Raw genomic sequence first — 17,901 nt, 5'->3', positions numbered from 1 at the left:
GCTCACGCCAGCGCCCGTTGCGGGCGCTTGAAACCGTCTTCTGCGTCCTCTCACCGCAAGGCGCGATCGACTGCCTCGCTCATCGCGCGCTTGGCAAACAGGAAGTCCCACAGGCTGCCGCCCATCTGCCGCCACAGCACCGCAGAGCGCACTGCTGCCAGCAACAGCGCGCGGATTTCGGCGACCACCCCGGCCTGGCCCAGGTAGTGCGGGTTGCCCTGCACCATGACCTTGGGGCGCAGGTGGCTGATGGTCTGCGCGTACAGCCCGCCCAGCGAGCTGAGCACATCCGGGTGCGCGCTGTCGTTCAGCTGTTGCGCCTGGCGTGCAGCGGCGTCGATCCCGCTGGACACCGTGGCCACGGTTGCGGTGTCGCGGACGAACCGGCGCTCCAGCTGCAGCACGGCCAGCGCCAGGCGTGGCAGTACATCGTCCTGGCCCTGGTTGCGGAAATAGTTGTGCAGCAAGCGCAGACCCGGCGCCACCGCAGCGGCCGAGCCATATACGGCCTCCGGTGACGCTGCGTCCACCCGGAACACGCTGTCCATGGCGGTACGCACCGTCGCGGCCTCCGAATGCCCGGTCTCGGCGATCCGCCGCACCTGCTGCAGGGCCTGGGCGACGCCGGCAAGCGCCAGCACACGGTGATCCATGGAAACACTCATCAAGCCACACCCTCGGGGGAGAAAGAAGATCCTGCCAATTGACGTTCCAGCGGTGCGTCGGTGGCGGCAATGACCGCGCCGCCGAGGCATTCCTGCCCGTCGTACAGCACCAGCGATTGCCCGGGCGTCACCGCCCGCTGCGGCCGCTCGAAGCGCACCTGCACGCTGCCATCGTCCTGGACGTCCACCGTGCACGGCTCATCCGGCTGGCGGTAACGCGTCTGTGCGGTGCAGTCGAAGCGGCGTGCCGGCGGCGCGCCGGTTACCCAGTGGGCCTGCTCGGACTGCAGCCAGCGCGACTGCAGCAGCGGGCTGTCGCGGTCCTGATCCACATACAGCACGTTGCTGGCCACATCCTTGCCGACCACGTACCACGGCGCCGCGGCCCGGCCGCGCACGCCGCCGATGTTCAGGCCCTCGCGCTGGCCCAGGGTGAAATAGAACACCCCCGGATGCTCGGCAATGCGCTGTCCCTGCGGGTCACGGATCTCGCCGGTGCGGGCGGGCAGGTAGCGCCCCAGAAACTCGCGGAAATCGCGCTCGCCGATGAAGCAGATGCCGGTCGAATCCTTCTTGGCATGTGTCGGCAGGCCGGCATCCTGGGCGATGCGGCGCAGCGTGCTCTTTTCCAGGTCGCCGATCGGGAACAAGGTGGCTGCCAGTTGGGTCTGCCCCAGCTGATGCAGGAAATAGCTCTGGTCCTTGCCGCGATCGGCACCGCGCAGCAGTCGCCAGCGTCCGCCGCTGTGGGCCACCCGGGCGTAATGCCCGGTGGCGATACGCTCGGCGCCCAACGCCTGGGCGGCGTCCAGAAAGTGCTTGAACTTCACTTCGCGGTTGCACAGCACATCCGGGTTGGGCGTGCGCCCGGCCGCGTACTCGGCCAGAAAATGCTCGAACACGCCGCTCCAGTATTCGCCGGAGAAATCGCGGAAGTGAAACGGAATACCCAACACACCGCACACCGCCACCGCATCGCGACGATCGTCTTCGGCGCGGCAATCGCCGCTGCCGTCATCGGCCCAGTTCTGCATGAACAGCCCGGCAATCGGCTCGCCCTGGCTGGCCAGTTTCCACGCGGCCACTGACGAATCCACCCCGCCGGACACGCCCACTACGATGCCCGGCGTGCTCATGCGACGTGCTGCACCAATGCCAATGGATGGCGCTGCCCTGCCAGGTAATCCGCCACGACCTCCCACACCAGTGGGCTACGCAGCCGCTCGGTCGCATCGCGCAATTCCTCAGGTGTCATCCACAGCGCACGCACCACACCGGTGTCCAGGCTGCGCTCGGGATGATGGGTCACCGGCTCGGCTGCGAAGGCGAAGCGCAGAAAACATTGGCCGTTGGGCGCTTCCCACTGATAGGTGCCGATGAAGTGGGTGAGCCGCACGTCCCAGCCGGTTTCTTCCAGGGTCTCGCGCACCGCCGCGTCCTGCAGGCTTTCGTTTGGCTCCAGGTGGCCGGCAGGCTGGTTCAGCAACAGGCGGCCGCCGATGGTCTCTTCCACCTGCAGCAGGCGGCCATCGCGCACCAACACGGTGGCCACGGTGACGTCCGGGTGCCAACGCGGATCGGTGGTGCTCATCGGTGACGCTCCTGTGCGAACGTAAGGTCGGCCAGCACATCCGTCGCCGCCATGGCGTCGGCGCGCGGTGCGGGGCCTTGCACCGCATGCAGTGCCGGAGCCACGTGCCGGGGGGCAGTGAGCGACGGCGCCGGTCGCAGCGCGGTCAGGGTGTCAGTCATCGAGGGCCAGTCGGGGAGTCGGAGACAAATTGTGCGGGGCGCAGCGTAAATCGTCCAATGCGCACGGCGATGAACCGTATAATGGCCCGATGCCTCGGAAGACCTCCCACGAACACGATCACGGCCTCACCGTCGAAGCCAGCAAGCCTGAAGTGGCGCCACCGCCGCGCTATCAGGTGCTCCTGCTGAACGATGACTACACCCCGATGGACTTCGTAGTGACGGTGCTGCAGCAATTCTTCAACCTCGACCTGGAGCGGGCCACCCAGGTCATGCTGCATGTCCATACCCGCGGGCGCGGCGTCTGTGGGGTCTATAGCCGTGAGGTGGCCGAGTCCAAGGTCGCCCAGGTCAACGAGTTTTCGCGCATGAACCAGCACCCGCTGCTGTGCACGATGGAACAGACCTGAGGAACTCGCCAGATCATTCCAGTAGCGCAACAGTGTGGCTGCAATCACGTGCTAACGCCGTCTGAACATGCCTATCCGATAGGGTTGTGGAAAATCCCAACAAAAGCCGCATATTGTTGGCAACAGCCGTTCGGAGTGACCAATGTTCAGCAAAGACCTAGAGCAAACCATCGGCCAGTGCTACAAGCGAGCACGCGAGGCGCGTCATGAGTTCATGACCGTCGAGCACCTGCTGCTCTCGCTGCTGGACAACCCTTCCGCGCAAGCCGTGCTCAAGGCCTGCGGCGCGGACCAACTGCGCCTGCACAACGATCTGGAGCAGGCCATCGAGGCCTCGGTCTCGCGCCTGGCCGAGGACGATGGTCGCGACACGCAGCCCACACTGGGCTTCCAGCGTGTGCTGCAACGCGCCGTGTATCACGTGCAGTCCTCCGGCAAGAAGGAAGTCACCGGCGCCAATGTGCTGGTCGCGATCTTCGGCGAGAAGGACTCGCATGCGGTGTATTTCCTGAATCAGCAGGACATCACCCGCCTGGATATCGTCAACTACCTGTCCCACGGCATCGCCAAGCTGGGCGAGGACGGCGAACAGCCGTCGGCGGCCGATGGCGAGCCCAAGAGCGAGGGTGGGGAAGGGGAGGCCAAGAGCGATGCGCTGGCCGAGTACGCCACCAACCTCAACGAGTTGGCCCGCAACGGCAAGATCGACCCGCTTGTCGGGCGCGGTGACGAGATCGAGCGCACCATCCAGGTCCTGTGCCGCCGCCGTAAGAACAACCCGCTGTACGTTGGCGAGGCGGGCGTGGGCAAGACCGCAATTGCGGAGGGCCTGGCCAAGCGCATCGTCGACAACGACGTTCCCGAAGTGCTGGCCGACGCGGTGATCTTTTCGCTCGACCTGGGCGCACTGGTCGCCGGCACCAAGTACCGTGGCGATTTCGAGAAGCGCCTCAAGGGCGTGTTGAGCGCGCTCAAGAAGGTCCCCAACGCGGTCCTGTTCATCGACGAGATCCACACCATCATCGGTGCCGGTTCGGCGTCCGGCGGCACCATGGATGCGTCCAACCTGATCAAGCCGGCGCTGTCGTCGGGCGAATTGCGCTGCATCGGCTCGACCACGTTCCAGGAGTATCGCGGCATCTTCGAAAAGGACCGTGCCTTGGCACGTCGCTTCCAGAAGATCGACATCGTCGAGCCGACCGTGGGCGAAACATTCGAGATCCTGCAGGGCCTCAAGCCCAAGTATGAGGCGCACCACGGCGTGACCTATGCCGATGATGCGCTGCAGGCGGCGGTGGATCTGTCGGTCAAGCACATCGGCGACCGGCTGTTGCCGGACAAGGCCATCGACGTGATCGACGAGGCCGGTGCGCGTCAGCGCCTGCTGCCGGAAGGCAAGCGCAAGGAGCTGATCGATATCGAAGAAATCGAGACCATCGTCGCCAAGATGGCGCGCATCCCGGCCAAGCAGGTCAGCGCGACCGACAAGGACGTGTTGCAGCACCTGGAGCGCAATTTGAAGATGGTGATCTTCGGGCAGAACCCGGCGATCGAAACCCTGGCCGGCTCCATCAAGCTGGCACGCTCGGGTCTGGCCAATCCGGAAAAGCCGATCGGCAACTTCCTGTTCGCCGGCCCGACCGGCGTGGGCAAGACCGAGGTCACCAAGCAGCTGGCGCTGCAATTGGGTATCGAACTGGTGCGTTTCGACATGTCCGAGTACATGGAAGCGCATTCGATCAGTCGCCTGATCGGTGCACCTCCGGGCTATGTCGGCTTCGATCAGGGGGGGCTGCTGACCGAAAAGATCGTCAAGACCCCGCACTGCGTGTTGTTGCTGGACGAGGTGGAAAAGGCGCATCCGGACATCTTCAACATTCTGCTGCAGGTCATGGATCGCGGCATCCTCACCGACACCAATGGGCGCGAGGCGAACTTCAAGAACGTGATCCTGGTGATGACCACCAATGCCGGTGCCACCCAGGCGTCGCGTCGGTCGATCGGTTTCACCAAGCAGGATCATTCCACCGATGCGATGGAGTCGATCCGCCGCGGGTTCACGCCTGAGTTCCGCAACCGTCTGGATGCGATCGTGCAGTTCCAGCCGCTGGGCTTCGACCACATCCTGCGCGTGGTGGACAAGTTCATCATCGAGCTGGAAATGCTGCTGCAGGAAAAGCACGTCTCGCTGTCGGCCACACCCACCGCGCGCGATTGGCTGGCGCAACACGGCTTCGACCCGTTGATGGGTGCGCGCCCGATGTCGCGCGTCATCCAGGAGAAGATCAAGCGTCCGCTGGCCGACGAGTTGTTGTTCGGCAAGCTGGTGGAAGGCGGGCGGGTCAACATCGACGTCAAGGACGGCGAGCTGGTCGTGGAAGCGCATCCAGAGCCGGAGCGTTTGCTGCCTGCCACAGTCGACTGATCGCAGCGATTGCTGTCAAAAAAGCCGCTCGAACGAGCGGCTTTTTTTTTTGTGCGTATACCCTAGGCGTCAACGCCCCACCAGCGATAGCAGCTTCGATCCGAATCAAAAATCTCAGCCACGACAAAAAGCGGCCATGGGCCGCCTCGCGTCTCAGCACCCAAACCGCTTACTTCATGCGGTAGGTAATACGGCCTTTGGTCAGGTCGTACGGGGTCATCTCGACCTTGACCCGGTCACCGGTCAGGATGCGGATGTAGTTCTTGCGCATACGGCCGGAGATGTGGGCGATGATCTCATGCCCGTTTTCCAGCTTGACCCGGAACGTGGTGTTGGGAAGCGTCTCGCTGACGCTGCCTTCGAATTCAATGGAGTCGTCTTTCGACATGTAATCCTGTGCAATCACGGCTGGCCCGGCAGGGCCGTAAGGGACGGCATTTTACGCCCCATCTCCCCGGCGCGCAAATTTTATGTTAAGCGGACTTCACCCAAGGCGCTTGCGGGGCGCTCGCCGTAGCGCTCGGACCAGCTGGCTGCCGGCTCTGCCTGGGCCACCTGATGCTGCACCAACTGCAGGAACTGCGAGCGCGGCACGCGTTGCGCACCCAGGCTCAGCAGGTGCGGGTTTTCCACTTGCGCGTCCAGCAGCGGCCAGCCGCGCGACTGCAGATCGGCGGCCAACGCTGCCAGCGCTACCTTGGAGCCGCCGCTTTCTGCACTGAACATGCTCTCGCCGAAAAACATCCGGCCGATTGCCACGCCGTAGATGCCGCCGACCAGGCGTTGGCCATCGAATACCTCCACCGAGTGCGCATGGCCCAGCCGATGCAGGCCGATATAGGCGCGCTGCATCGGTGAGGTGATCCAGGTGCCATCCTGGCCGGCACGTGGAATCGCCGCGCAGGCAGCGATCACCTGCGCAAAGGCGGTATCGGCGCGCACGGTCCAGCTGCTGTTGCGCAGCTGGCGTTTGAAGCGCGAGGACAGGCGCACGCCATCGGTGCTGAACACCATGCGCGGGTCCGGGCTCCACCACAGGATCGGCTGCCCGTCGGAAAACCACGGGAATACGCCATGTGCGTAGGCGTTGAGCAGCCGCTGCGGCGACAGGTCGCCACCGATGGCCAGCAGGCCGTCCGGCTCGCGCAATGCCTGGTCGGCCGGCGGAAACGGTGCGGCCGGATCGGCGGGAAGCAGAAAGGGAAGGGGGCGCGACATCGCGGCAGTTTAGAGCGTGGCGTGTGGCGCGCGGTATGCCATGCAACTCGGCCACAAGCAGCAGGGCCCGGGCGAGCACGGGCCGAACGCCGGCCAATTGACGGCTGCGCGCCACATTGGTTGCCATGCGCTGACGACGAGCCCCATCCACCTTGCGCGGGCCACTTATGTGGCATGGGGCGAGTCCTCGCGCGGCAATGGCTGGCGCGATCCATGTCGCGATCACCGCGCGTCAGTCGCGAAACGGACTGTGCTCGGCCAGCTCAAGCGCGTGCCGGGCGACAGCCTGGCGCTCATCGGCGCACCACTGCGCCAGCGGCTCGCGGAAACCGGCGTCGGCAATCCAGTGCCGGCTGCGCACCAGGGTCGGCAGGAATCCGCGCGCAATCTTGTGCTCGCCCTGCGCGCCCGGCTCGAAGCGGCTCAGGCCTTCGCGCAGGCAGTATTCGATGCCCTGGTAGTAGCAGGTTTCAAAATGCAAGCCGGGCAGCGCCTCGCCGCCCCAGTAACGCCCGTACAGGGTGTCGCGTCCGCGCAGGCACAGCGCGCCGGCAATGGGCTGCCCATCCAGGTCGGCCAGGAACATCACCAGCTGGCGCGGCAGATACTGCGCAAGATGGCGCAGGAATTGCGGCGTCAACGCCGGCGAGTTGCCGTATTCGTTGAAGGTCTTGAGATAGAAGCCGTACATCGCGTCCAGATCGGCGTCGCTGGCTTCGTCGCCATGCACGGCGCGTAGCTGTACGTCGGCGCGCTGCACCTTGGCGCGCTCCTGGCGGATGTTCTTGCGTCGCTTGTGATCCATTGCTGCCAGGAACGACTCGAAGTCGCTCCAGCCGCTGGCGTTGTGCCAGTGGTACTGCAGATCGTTGCGTTCCAGCCAGTCGTCAGCGAATGCGGAATCCTCGTCGGCCGGATGGAAATTCACATGCGCCGAGGACAGCCCGCTGCGCTCGACCAATGCCTGCATCGCAGCAAGCAACTGTCCGCGCCACCGGGCTGCGCCCAACAGGCGCGGGCCGGTCACCGGCGAGTAGGGCACCCCGCACAACCACTTGGGGAAGTACTCCTGCCCATAGCGCGCATACGCATGCGCCCAGGCGTGGTCGAACACAAACTCGCCGTGCGAGTTGTTCTTCAGATACCCCGGTGCCGCCGCAACCAGGGTGTCGCCTTCCCACAGCGTCAGGTGCAGCGGATTCCAGCCCCAGTCCGGGCGCAGGCACCCTTCGCGCTCGAGACCCTGCAGGAACGCGTGGCTGATGAAGGGGTGCGTCCCATCGTGCAGCGCGTCCCAGGCACCGGCCGGCAGCTCATCCAGTCGACGCAACCAGCGGGCGGTCACGCGCATGTGCGCGGCCTGCCGTTGGCGCTGGCCGCACGGCGCGGCCGGCGGTCAGCGGGCACCTCAGGCGCTCTTGTCGAGATAGCGCTCGGCATCCAGCGCGGCCATGCAGCCGAAACCGGCCGAGGTGATCGCCTGACGGTAGTGCTGGTCGGCGACGTCGCCGGCGGCGAACACGCCGGCCACCGAGGTTTCCGTCGCCGCGCCGTTCAGGCCGGAGCGGATCTCCAGGTAGCCGTTGTTCATGGCCAGCTGGCCATCGAACAGCTGCGTGTTGGGATGGTGGCCGATGGCGACGAAGAAGCCATGCGCGTCGATGTCGCGCGTGCTGCCGTCGATGGTGGACTTGACCCGCACCCCGGTCACGCCCGCATCGTTGCCCAGCACCTCGTCGATAGCGTGGTGCCAGACGGTTTCGATCTTGCCGGCGGCAACCTTGGCAAACAGCTTGTCCTGCATGATCTTTTCCGCGCGCAAGGTATCGCGGCGGTGCACCAGGTAGACCTTGCGGGCGATGTTGGACAGGTACAGCGCTTCTTCGACCGCAGTGTTGCCGCCGCCGACCACCACCACGTCCTGATCCTTGTAGAAGAACCCGTCGCAGGTGGCGCACGCCGAAACGCCGCGGCCCTTGAAGGCCTCTTCGGTCGGAATGCCCAGGTATTTGGCGGTGGCGCCGGTGGCGATGATCAGCGCGTCGCAGGTGTACTCGGCGCTGTCGCCGACCAGGCGGAACGGCCGCTGCGACAGGTCCGCCGTGTGGATGTGGTCGAAGATCACCTCGGTGTCGAAGCGCTCGGCGTGCATCTGCATGCGGTTCATCAGGTCCGGGCCCATCAGGCCGTGGGGGTCGCCGGGCCAGTTGTCCACCTCGGTGGTGGTCATCAGCTGACCGCCTTGCTGCAGCCCGGTGATGACCACCGGCTTGAGATTGGCGCGCGCGGCATACACCGCGGCGGTCCAGCCGGCCGGGCCGGAGCCGAGGATCAGCAGGCGGGAATGCTTGGCAGGACTGGCAGAAGAGGCGCTCATGTATACTCGCGATCTAGGAATTGATGGGGATGGCGCAGGTCAATCGCGCCCCCGTGGCGGCATAGAGTGGCGGTCCCCACCCGGTGAATCAAGGCGGCGCGATGGAACTGCTTGAGCCGCAGATGGCATGGTCCGCCCGCCGTGCATGTCCGACGCCGCCTCGTGCGGCGTTTTTCGTTGACCCGCACGCGGCGAGGCAACCGGTGGTCATACAACAGCTGTCAGCGTGGCCTCGGTCGTTTATTATCAACCACTAACAGCATTTTTCTAAGGTCTGGCTACAGGTGGCAAAGCAGGTTCCCGAACGCAGCAAGCCCGCAGAGGGCAAGTCGTCGTCGCGCAAGCCGGCGGTGGCCGACAATCCGCGTCGGCAAAAGCTCTGGCGCGATCTGGCCTTGATTGCGGTAGCGCCATTGCTGCTGTATCTGCTGGCCAGCCTGTTCACCTATTCGGCCGCCGACCCGGGCTGGTCGCAGACCGGCAGCGTGGTCGCGCCGGTGCACAATATGGGCGGCCGGGTCGGTGCCTGGATTGCCGACGTGTTGCTGCAGCTGTTCGGTTACGTGGCCTTCCTGCTGCCGGTGGTGCTGGGCGCGGTGGCCTGGATCGCCTTGTTCGGCATGGACAAGGAAGGGCAGGCCGAGGCCGACCTGGGGCCAGCGTTGCGCCTGGTCGGCATGGTCGGCTTCCTGATCTCCTCGACCGGCTTTCTGCACCTGCGCCTGTTCAATGGCGACGTCGCGGGGGCGGGCGGCATCCTTGGGCGATTGGTGAGCAACTCGCTGAGCGCCGGTTTCGGCGCGCTGGGCGCGAACCTGTTCGTGTTGGTGCTGCTGCTGGTGTCGATCACCCTGGCCACCGGCCTGTCGTGGTTTGCGGTGATGGAGCGCATCGGCAGGTGGGTGCTGGCGCTGGGGCCGCTGATGCAGCGCAAGACCCACCAGGCCAGCGAGTGGCAGCAGACCCGGGTGATGCGCGAGGAGCGCGAGGAAGTGCGCAAGGTCGATGCGGTCAAGCAGGCCAAACGCGAGCCGGTGAAGATCGAGCCGCCGCCGGCACCGGTGGTGGAAAAAAGCGAACGCGCCAAGCGCGACACCCAGCTTCCGATGTTCCAGGGCGTCAGTACCGACGGCTCGGACCTGCCGCCGCTGGCGCTGCTGGACGACCCCAAGCCGCAGGCCAAGGGCTATTCGGAAGAAACGCTGGAAACGCTGTCGCGGCAGATCGAGTTCAAGCTCAAGGACTTCCGCATCGAGGCGCAGGTGGTCGGGGCCTATCCGGGCCCGGTGATCACCCGCTTCGAAATCGAGCCGGCGCCAGGCATCAAGGTCAGCCAGATCAGTTCGCTGGACAAGGACATCGCGCGCGGGCTGTCGGTGAAGTCGGTGCGTGTGGTGGACGTGATTCCGGGCAAGTCGGTGATCGGCCTGGAAATTCCCAATGTCACCCGCGAGATGATCTTCCTGTCGGAGCTTCTGCGCTCCAAGGAATACGACAAGTCGGCCAGCCCACTGACGCTTGCGCTGGGCAAGGACATCGCCGGACGCCCGACCGTGGCCGATCTGGCGCGCATGCCGCACTTGCTGGTGGCCGGTACCACCGGCTCGGGTAAGTCGGTGGCGGTCAATGCGATGGTGCTGAGCCTGTTGTTCAAGGCCTCGCACAAGGAACTGCGCATGCTGATGATCGACCCGAAGATGCTTGAACTGAGCGTCTACCAGGGCATCCCGCATCTGCTGGCGCCGGTGGTCACCGACATGAAGGAAGCCGCCAACGGCCTGCGCTGGTGCGTGGCCGAAATGGAGCGGCGCTACAAGCTGATGAGCGCCGTGGGCGTGCGCAACCTGGCCGGCTTCAACAAGAAGGTCAAGGACGCCGAGGATGCCGGCCAGCCGCTGATGGACCCCCTCTTCAAGCCGAATCCGGAACTGGGCGAAGCGCCGCGGCCACTGGAAACGCTGCCGTTCATCGTCATCTTCATCGACGAATTCGCCGACATGATGATGATCGTCGGTAAAAAGGTCGAAGAGCTCATCGCGCGTCTGGCACAGAAGGCACGTGCGGCCGGTATCCACTTGATCCTGGCCACGCAGCGGCCGTCGGTGGACGTGATCACCGGGTTGATCAAGGCCAATATCCCGACCCGCGTGGCATTCCAGGTCAGCTCCAAGATCGACTCGCGCACCATCCTGGACCAGTCCGGCGCCGAGGCGCTGCTGGGCAATGGCGACATGCTGTACCTGCCGCCGGGCACCGCGCTGCCGGACCGCGTGCACGGCGCCTTCGTCAGCGACGAAGAAGTGCATCGCGTGGTCGAGCACCTCAAGGCCAGCGGGCCGGTGTCGTATGTGGACGGCGTACTGGACGAAGTGCAGACCATGGGCGATGGCACGGTGGTCGGTGCCACCGGCCTGCCGGAAAGCAGTGGCGGTGGCGGCGACGAGTCCGACCCGTTGTACGACGAAGCCTTGCGCATCGTCACCGAAACCCGACGCGCCTCGATTTCCGGCGTGCAGCGTCGCCTGAAGATCGGCTACAACCGCGCTGCGCGGCTGATCGAGGCAATGGAAGCCGCTGGCGTGGTCAGCCCGCCCGAACACAACGGCGACCGCACGGTGCTGGCACCGCCGCCGCCCAAGTGAGTGCGGCGGCGATACGGGACGTGCAGATTGCGGCCCGCCGCCACGCCTGACGCCTGCGCCTTGGGTCATTCTGGTTTGGCGTTGGCAGCTCACTGAGGCGGCCTGCCCAGGCCGCCGCGGCCCACCGCGTGCAGCGCAGTGGCGAGCGCAACCGGACGCGGCAATACGGCAATGTTGGAAGTCGGTGCCTGTCATCGCGCGGCACACCGGCTACCCTGTCTGACGAAGGGCCGCTCCGGCCCGCCGCGATCGAGACCCATGCTGCGTCGTCCGTTGTTGTTGTTTGTGCTGATCGTCTCCGCTCCGCTGCTTGCCCAGGCGCAACAGCCGGCCGCGCCTGCACCGCGCACGCAGGCCGATACCAACTACAGTTTCGTGCGCTATCGCGCCGACTACGAAGTGCGCGCCGACGCCAGCAGCGTGGAGACCGACGAGTACGAGATCCTGCTGAAGACCAAGTCGGCGGTGGAGCAGTTCAGCCAGGTGCGGCTGAGCTATAGCGAGAAGATGGAAACCCTCGAGGTACTGGCGGCCTATACCGTTACCGCCGAAGGCCTGCGCCAGGATGTGGCGACCGACAAGATCTATACCCAGGAGAGCTACTCCAGCGCCTCGGCGGCGATGTACGCCGATCGCAAGGTCAAGGTAGTGGTGTTCCCGAATCTGGCGCCGGGCGCGCGCATCGTCTACCGCGTGCGTCGGGCGCAGAACACCCCGTATTTCCCCGGCTATTTCAGCCTGTGGGAGACCTTCAGCGTGTTTGCGCAGTACGACGATGCGGTGGTTACCCTGGTGGCGCCCAAGGCGCTGCCGATGCATTTGTCCGTGCGCGGCCTGCAGGGCGGCAGCAAGCCGGTGGTCCGCGGCGATCAGGCACGTTGGGAGTGGCGGTATCAACGCGCCGTGCCGATGAAGAACCAGAACTGGAGCGCGGCGACCTGGGAGTTCAGCCCCACCTTGATGGCCAGCACCTTCGACAGCTGGTCGCAGATGGGCCTGGCCTATCACGTCAAGGGTGGGCGCGCGGCGGCGGTCACGCCGGCGATCCAGGCAGTGGCCGACCAGGTCACCCAAGGCATCGACGACCCGCGCGCGCAGGCGGCGGCACTGTACGCCTGGGTGGCGCGCAACATCCGCTATGTCGCGGTGTATCTGGGCAACGGCGGGCTGGAACCCAATAGCGCCGACAGCATTCTGGCCAACCATTACGGCGACTGCAAGGACCACACCGTCATCCTCGAAGCGCTGCTGGCCGCCAAGGGCATCGCCAGCACGCCGGTGCTGATCGGCGCCGAGGGCGGGCCGACGCTGCCGCCGATCCCGGTGCTGGGGCGCTTCAATCACGCCATCACCTACATCCCGGCGTTCGATCTGTATGTCGATTCAACCAACCCGTACGCACGCTTCGGGCAGTTGCCGGCCGGCGATCTCGGTGCGCCGGTAGTGCACACGCGCGACGGCAAGGTCACGCACACGCCGCCGAACGACCGCAAGGTCAATCGCTATGTCGCGCGCACCGAGTACCGGTTCACGCCGCAGGGCGGCCTGCAGGGCCTGACCACACTGGATAGCGGGCAAACCGGCGAGGTGGGCCTGCGCGCGATGTTCGTGCAGCTCAATGCGCAAAACCGCAACCGCATCGAAGAGTCGATCATTGCCCAGTCCGGCTTCGACGGCACCGGCGATCTGTTGATCCAGGGCGACCCGCTGGATCTGGACGCGCCGTTCAACTATCGCTATCGCTTCCAGGCCGACGACGCGGTGGATTTCTCGGTGGTCGGCGGCATGACCTTGCCCGACATGCCGGGGGCCGAATCCACGCGCGGCATCTACACCACCACCTCGGCCGAAGACAATCTGACCCCGTTCTACTGCAATGACAGCGTGCGCGAGGAAACCTACGTGGTGACCTTCCCGGAGACGGTGCCGATCATCGCCATTCCGCGCAGCAGCAGGTTTCGCAATGCCGCGGGCGAGTACGCGGTGGACTGGACGCGGCAGGGGCAGACCGTCACGGCGGTGCATCGCCTGCAGCGTGCTGCCGTGCGTGGGCCGCAGGCGCTGTGCCAGCCGCAGGACTATCGCGCGTTTCGCGAGCTCTACCAGCAGGTGCGACGCGGTTTTCGCGGGCAGATCGTGTATGGCGATCTCGCCAAGGTGCAGACCGCGCCATGACGGCGGGCGAGTGCGCCGCATGAACAGGTCGATGCGATAGCGCTCGCCCATTCATCTACGAAGCTTCAGAATTGACGCACTCCTTCAGGAAGACCGCGATGCATCGCCAGCTCCGTTATGCCGTCCTCGCCACCGCCCTGTTCGCCGGTACCGCGTTTGCCGGTGCGCGCCAGGAGCTGGATACGTTCACGCACGGCCTGAAAGGCTTGGACGGGCAGTTTAACCAGCAGGTCACCGATGGCAATGGCCGGGTCAAGGAACGCTCGAGCGGGCGGGTGGCCTTATCGGCACCGCGCCTGTTCCGTTGGGAATACGCCAAGCCCTACAAGCAATTGATCGTGGCCGACGGCAGGAAGGTGTGGGTATTTGACCCCGACCTGGAGCAGGTGACGGTGCGTGCGCAGGGCAGCGAAGAGCAGAACAGCCCGCTGGTGGCCCTGATCGACCCGGCGCGCCTGGACAAGCAGTACGACGTCAGCGAAGAAGCCGCACCGCGCGACGGGCTGCAGTGGTTGTCGCTGACGCCCAAGGTCGACACCGAAGCCAGCTTCCAGATGGCCTCGCTCGGGTTCGGCAAGGACGGCCTGGCCAGGATGGAAGTCGTCGATGCGGTCGGCCAGCGCACCGCGATCAGCTTCAGCGGGTGGAAACGCAACCCTGCATTTGCCGCCGACACCTTCCGCTACACCCCGGCCAAGGGTGTGGATGTGGTAGGCGACGCGCAGTAACGGGGCGCTTGCACTGCACGTGCAGATGTCTTTCTTTGGGAAGGCGTCTGCCGCCACATCGTCGTTCGCATTCAAGACCCATGCGTGGCCGGCACGGTGCATGCCGCCAACGCGCACCGTCACCGCAATGCCCTAACGCGATGGCGCGATAGAATGGGGCGTGGCACGAACCAGATCCCCCATTGAAGGTACCGCCGATCTGCTCAGCGTGGACGCCGATCACCTGCGTCCGCTGGCCGAGCGCATGCGTCCGCGCACGCTGGATGAAATGGTCGGTCAAAAGCGTCTGCTGACAGCCGACAGCGCGCTGCGCCGCGCGGTGGAATCCGGCCGCGTGCATTCGATGATCCTGTGGGGCCCGCCGGGCTGCGGCAAGACCACGCTGGCGCTGCTGCTGGCGCATTACGCAGATGCCGAATTCAAGGCGATTTCTGCGGTGTTGTCGGGGTTGCCGGAGGTGCGGCAGGTGCTTGCCGAAGCCGCGCAGCGCTTTGCCGGTGGTCGGCGCACGGTGCTGTTCGTCGATGAGGTGCATCGCTTCAACAAGGCGCAGCAGGACGCGTTCCTGCCGCACATCGAGCGCGGTACGATTCTGTTCGTCGGCGCGACCACCGAGAACCCCTCGTTCGAATTGAACTCGGCATTGCTGTCGCGTTGCCGCGTGCACGTGTTGGAAGCGGTGTCGCCGCAGGACATCGTCGAAGCGCTGCAGCGGGCCTTGCACGATCCGGAGCGCGGGTTGGGCCAGGAGACGATCCAGGTCAGCGATGCATCGCTGCTGGAAATCGCCGGCGCCGCCGATGGCGATGTGCGGCGCGCCTTGACCCTGCTGGAAATCGCCGCCGAGCTGGCGACCGGCGAGGGCGGCGAGATCACGCCGCAGACGTTGCTGCAGGTGCTGGCCGACCGCACCCGTCGCTTCGACAAGAACGGCGAACAGTTCTACGACCAGATCTCGGCACTGCACAAGTCCGTGCGCAGTTCCAACCCGGATGCCGCGCTGTACTGGCTCACCCGCATGCTCGACGGCGGCTGTGACCCGGCCTATCTGGCGCGCCGGCTGACCCGCATGGCGATCGAGGACATCGGCCTGGCCGATCCGCGCGCGCAGAGCATGGCGCTGGAGGCATGGGATATTTACGAGCGCCTGGGTAGCCCGGAAGGCGAACTGGCCTTCGCGCAGCTGGTGCTGTATTTGGCCAGCACCGCCAAATCCAACGCCGGCTACGCCGCCTTCAATCAGGCCAAGGCCGAAGTGCGCGCCACCGGCACGCAGGAGGTGCCGCTGCATCTGCGCAATGCGCCGACCAAACTGATGAAGACGCTCGGTTACGGCCAGGATTACCAGTACGACCACGATGCCGAAGGCGGTATCGCGCTGGATCAGACCGGCTTTCCGGATGCGATGGGAGAGCGGGTCTATTACAACCCGGTACCGCGCGGGCTGGAGATCAAGCTCAAGGAAAAGCTTGATCGATTACGCGCCGCGCGCGCCCAGGCGCGGGCTGACAAGGCCGGCAATTCCACGGCATAATCGGGCCGCAGGAGATGGCATTCCTCCTTGAACCGCACGCGTTCTGCGCGCTGATGATGCCTGCCCACCCCGCCGGGGCGGCAGGTCCGTGCCCGGCATCGCTTCTTGACCGAGGATGGATGATGCCGTTTTTGCATGCTGGTTCTTCAAAGACACTGCCGGCCGCCGACTGCGGGGTTACCGCATGAGCGCGCCGGTGTGGTGGCAGCAACTGTTGCTGGCAATGACCGGCGGAGCGCTGGGGTCGGGACTGCGGTTTGCGATCGGTGCATCGTTGCTGCAGCGCTTTGGCAGCGGGTTCCCGTGGGGAACATTGACCGTCAACCTGGTGGGTTCGTTCGTCGCCGGCGTGCTGATGGTGTGGCTGGAGGCGCGTGGTCCTTCGAGCTGGCCGTTACGCGCCTTGTTGATTGTCGGCGTGATTGGCGGGCTGACCACCTTTTCGTCGCTGATGATGGAGTGCCTGATGTTCGCGCGCAGCGACCGCTCGACGCTGATCGGCGTGTATCTGGCGGTGACCCTGGTGGCTGGGCTGGCGTTGGTGTTTGCCGGTGCGCGTGCCGGGCAGTGGTTGATTGCACGCTAGGTCGCGGCTTGCCGCATCTTCGCGACAGGCAGACGCGTCTTGCGTGCTTGGTAAGCCGTGCTCTTCAAAAAATCCGAAGGCGTGATCTCGCACGCCTTCGGTGAGCATCTGACCTGTCTGACGAGAGCGGCATGGCGGCCGATCTCGCGATGCCTGACTTACAGCGCTTCGATGATGCCCGCTGCGCCCATGCCGGTGCCGATGCACATGGTGACCATGCCGTACTTCTGCTGGCGACGACGCAGGCCGTGCACCAGGGTGGCGGCGCGGATCGCGCCGGTGGCGCCCAGCGGATGGCCCAGCGCGATCGCGCCGCCCAGCGGGTTGACCTTGGACGGGTCCAGTTCGCTGTCGCGGATCACTGCCAGCGCCTGCGCGGCGAAGGCTTCGTTGAGCTCGATCCAGTCGAGCTGATCCTTGGTCAGACCGGCCTGCTTGAGCGCCTTGGGAATCGCGGCGATCGGGCCGATGCCCATGACTTCCGGGCGCACGCCGGCGACCGAGAAGCTGACGAAACGGGCCAGCGGGGTCAGGCCGTAATCCTTGATCGCCTGTTCGGACGCCAACAGCACCGCGCCGGCACCATCGCTCATCTGCGACGAATTGCCAGCCGTCACGCTGCCGCCGAACTGGCCGTTGCGGAACACCGGGCGCAGCTTGGCCAGGCCTTCGAGCGAACTGTCCGGACGCGGGCCTTCGTCGGTATCGACCAGGCGCTTGCGCAGCGCGATGACGTTGCCCGCCAGGTCGGGCTGGTGCGAATGGATTTCGTACGGGGTGATCTCGTCGCGGAATTCGCCGGCAGCAATCGCGGCAATCGCCTTCTGATGCGAAGCCAATGCGAACGCATCCTGATCTTCGCGCGAGACTTTCCACTCCTCGGCGACCTTTTCGGCGGTGATGCCCATGCCGTAGGCGATGGCCACGTGGTCGTCGGCAAACACGCTCGGCGACATGGCGACCTTGTTGCCCATCATCGGCACCATCGACATCGATTCGGTGCCGCCGGCCAGCATCAGGTCGGCATTGCCCAGGCGGATCTGGTCGGCCGCAATCGCCACGGCCTGGATGCCGGACGAACAGAAGCGATTGATGGTCTGACCGGCGACCGAATTCGGCAGGCCGGCCAACAGTACGCCAATGCGCGCCACGTTCATGCCTTGCTCGCCCTCGGGCATGGCGCAACCGATGATGGCATCGTCGATCCGCGACAGGTCGATGCCCGGCGCCTGCGCGACCACTGCGCGCAGCACGTGCGCCAGCATGTCGTCGGGACGGGTATTGCGGAACACGCCCTTGGGTGCCTTGCCGACCGGCGTACGCGTGGCGGCAACGATGTAGGCGTCTTGAATCTGCTTGCTCATGGCTATCTCCGATAGCCGGGATTCG

The 17,901-nt window shown here is 65.4% G+C and carries 16 protein-coding genes and 1 riboswitch; of the genes, 7 read left to right on the top strand and 9 right to left on the bottom strand.

What is annotated here, in order from left to right; genetic code table 11:
* Window positions 1-50 precede the first annotated feature (50 nt).
* Genes hflD through OZ10_RS22500 form a run of 4 tightly spaced genes read right to left on the bottom strand, consistent with a single transcriptional unit; the run spans window position 51 to window position 2,417 of the window.
* Entirely contained in the window at window positions 51-665 is a 615-nt protein-coding gene (gene hflD, locus OZ10_RS09085) for a high frequency lysogenization protein HflD (RefSeq protein WP_039564599.1), read from the bottom strand.
* Window positions 665-1,801 (bottom strand): tRNA 2-thiouridine(34) synthase MnmA, encoded by a 1,137-nt coding sequence (gene mnmA, locus OZ10_RS09080; RefSeq protein WP_039564598.1) that lies wholly within the window; start codon window positions 1,799-1,801, stop codon window positions 665-667. Before mnmA ends, hflD begins: the two co-directional genes overlap by 1 nt.
* A complete protein-coding gene (locus tag OZ10_RS09075) occupies window positions 1,798-2,256 on the bottom strand; it encodes an NUDIX hydrolase (RefSeq protein WP_039564596.1) in 459 nt (152 codons plus the stop codon). Before OZ10_RS09075 ends, mnmA begins: the two co-directional genes overlap by 4 nt.
* Window positions 2,253-2,417 (bottom strand): hypothetical protein, encoded by a 165-nt coding sequence (locus OZ10_RS22500; RefSeq protein WP_158002166.1) that lies wholly within the window; start codon window positions 2,415-2,417, stop codon window positions 2,253-2,255. The genes OZ10_RS09075 and OZ10_RS22500 overlap by 4 nt, the downstream gene beginning before the upstream one ends.
* A gap of 89 nt (window positions 2,418-2,506) precedes the next feature.
* On the opposite strand from OZ10_RS22500, the gene clpS reads away from it, so the two are divergent.
* Window positions 2,507-2,827: an ATP-dependent Clp protease adapter ClpS gene (clpS, locus tag OZ10_RS09070; RefSeq protein WP_016901748.1), complete on the top strand. Its 321-nt coding sequence runs from the start codon at window positions 2,507-2,509 to the stop codon at window positions 2,825-2,827.
* A gap of 142 nt (window positions 2,828-2,969) precedes the next feature.
* Window positions 2,970-5,252, top strand: coding sequence for an ATP-dependent Clp protease ATP-binding subunit ClpA (clpA, locus tag OZ10_RS09065; RefSeq protein WP_039403881.1), 2,283 nt, complete (start codon window positions 2,970-2,972; stop codon window positions 5,250-5,252).
* A gap of 169 nt (window positions 5,253-5,421) precedes the next feature.
* Here clpA and infA read toward each other — a convergent pair whose 3' ends face one another.
* The 4 genes from infA to trxB all read right to left on the bottom strand — a co-directional run bounded on the left by infA (window position 5,422) and on the right by trxB (window position 8,847).
* A complete protein-coding gene (gene infA, locus OZ10_RS09060) occupies window positions 5,422-5,640 on the bottom strand; it encodes a translation initiation factor IF-1 (protein ID WP_002813418.1) in 219 nt (72 codons plus the stop codon).
* A gap of 80 nt (window positions 5,641-5,720) precedes the next feature.
* On the bottom strand, window positions 5,721-6,470 hold the full coding sequence (gene aat, locus OZ10_RS09055) for a leucyl/phenylalanyl-tRNA--protein transferase (protein ID WP_039564595.1): 750 nt from the start codon (window positions 6,468-6,470) through the stop codon (window positions 5,721-5,723).
* Window positions 6,471-6,702: 232 nt separating this feature from the next.
* Window positions 6,703-7,821 carry a GNAT family N-acetyltransferase gene (locus OZ10_RS09050; RefSeq protein WP_039403876.1) on the bottom strand — a complete coding sequence of 373 codons (1,119 nt, stop codon included), beginning with the start codon at window positions 7,819-7,821 and terminating at the stop codon, window positions 6,703-6,705.
* Between the two features lie 57 nt (window positions 7,822-7,878).
* Entirely contained in the window at window positions 7,879-8,847 is a 969-nt protein-coding gene (gene trxB / locus OZ10_RS09045) for a thioredoxin-disulfide reductase (RefSeq protein WP_039403874.1), read from the bottom strand.
* 284 nt (window positions 8,848-9,131) lie between these two features.
* Here trxB and OZ10_RS09040 point away from each other — a divergent pair, with 284 nt between their 5' ends.
* The 5 genes from OZ10_RS09040 to crcB all read left to right on the top strand — a co-directional run bounded on the left by OZ10_RS09040 (window position 9,132) and on the right by crcB (window position 16,512).
* Window positions 9,132-11,489, top strand: a complete 2,358-nt coding sequence (locus tag OZ10_RS09040; protein ID WP_039564594.1) for a DNA translocase FtsK — start codon at window positions 9,132-9,134, stop codon at window positions 11,487-11,489.
* Window positions 11,490-11,747: 258 nt separating this feature from the next.
* Window positions 11,748-13,664 (top strand): DUF3857 domain-containing transglutaminase family protein, encoded by a 1,917-nt coding sequence (locus OZ10_RS09035; RefSeq protein ID WP_039564593.1) that lies wholly within the window; start codon window positions 11,748-11,750, stop codon window positions 13,662-13,664.
* Between the two features lie 98 nt (window positions 13,665-13,762).
* Entirely contained in the window at window positions 13,763-14,392 is a 630-nt protein-coding gene (lolA, locus tag OZ10_RS09030) for an outer membrane lipoprotein periplasmic chaperone LolA (protein ID WP_039564591.1), read from the top strand.
* Between the two features lie 244 nt (window positions 14,393-14,636).
* Window positions 14,637-15,926 (top strand): replication-associated recombination protein A, encoded by a 1,290-nt coding sequence (locus OZ10_RS09025; protein ID WP_425598939.1) that lies wholly within the window; start codon window positions 14,637-14,639, stop codon window positions 15,924-15,926.
* A 1-nt stretch (window position 15,927) separates the two neighbouring features.
* Window positions 15,928-15,996: riboswitch (Fluoride riboswitch) on the top strand.
* Window positions 15,997-16,110: 114 nt separating this feature from the next.
* The gene (crcB, locus tag OZ10_RS09020) at window positions 16,111-16,512 is read left to right on the top strand and encodes a fluoride efflux transporter CrcB (RefSeq protein WP_039564608.1); all 402 of its coding nucleotides are present in this window, start codon (window positions 16,111-16,113) and stop codon (window positions 16,510-16,512) included.
* Window positions 16,513-16,670: 158 nt separating this feature from the next.
* Here the strand turns inward: crcB and OZ10_RS09015 are convergent, their stop codons facing one another.
* Window positions 16,671-17,876 carry an acetyl-CoA C-acyltransferase gene (locus tag OZ10_RS09015; protein ID WP_039564588.1) on the bottom strand — a complete coding sequence of 402 codons (1,206 nt, stop codon included), beginning with the start codon at window positions 17,874-17,876 and terminating at the stop codon, window positions 16,671-16,673.
* Between the last annotated feature and the right edge of the window lie 25 nt (window positions 17,877-17,901).

The organism is Xanthomonas cannabis pv. cannabis (assembly GCF_000802365.1).
Lineage (GTDB): Bacteria > Pseudomonadota > Gammaproteobacteria > Xanthomonadales > Xanthomonadaceae > Xanthomonas > Xanthomonas cannabis.
This window is presented reverse-complemented; position numbering and strand designations above follow the sequence as displayed.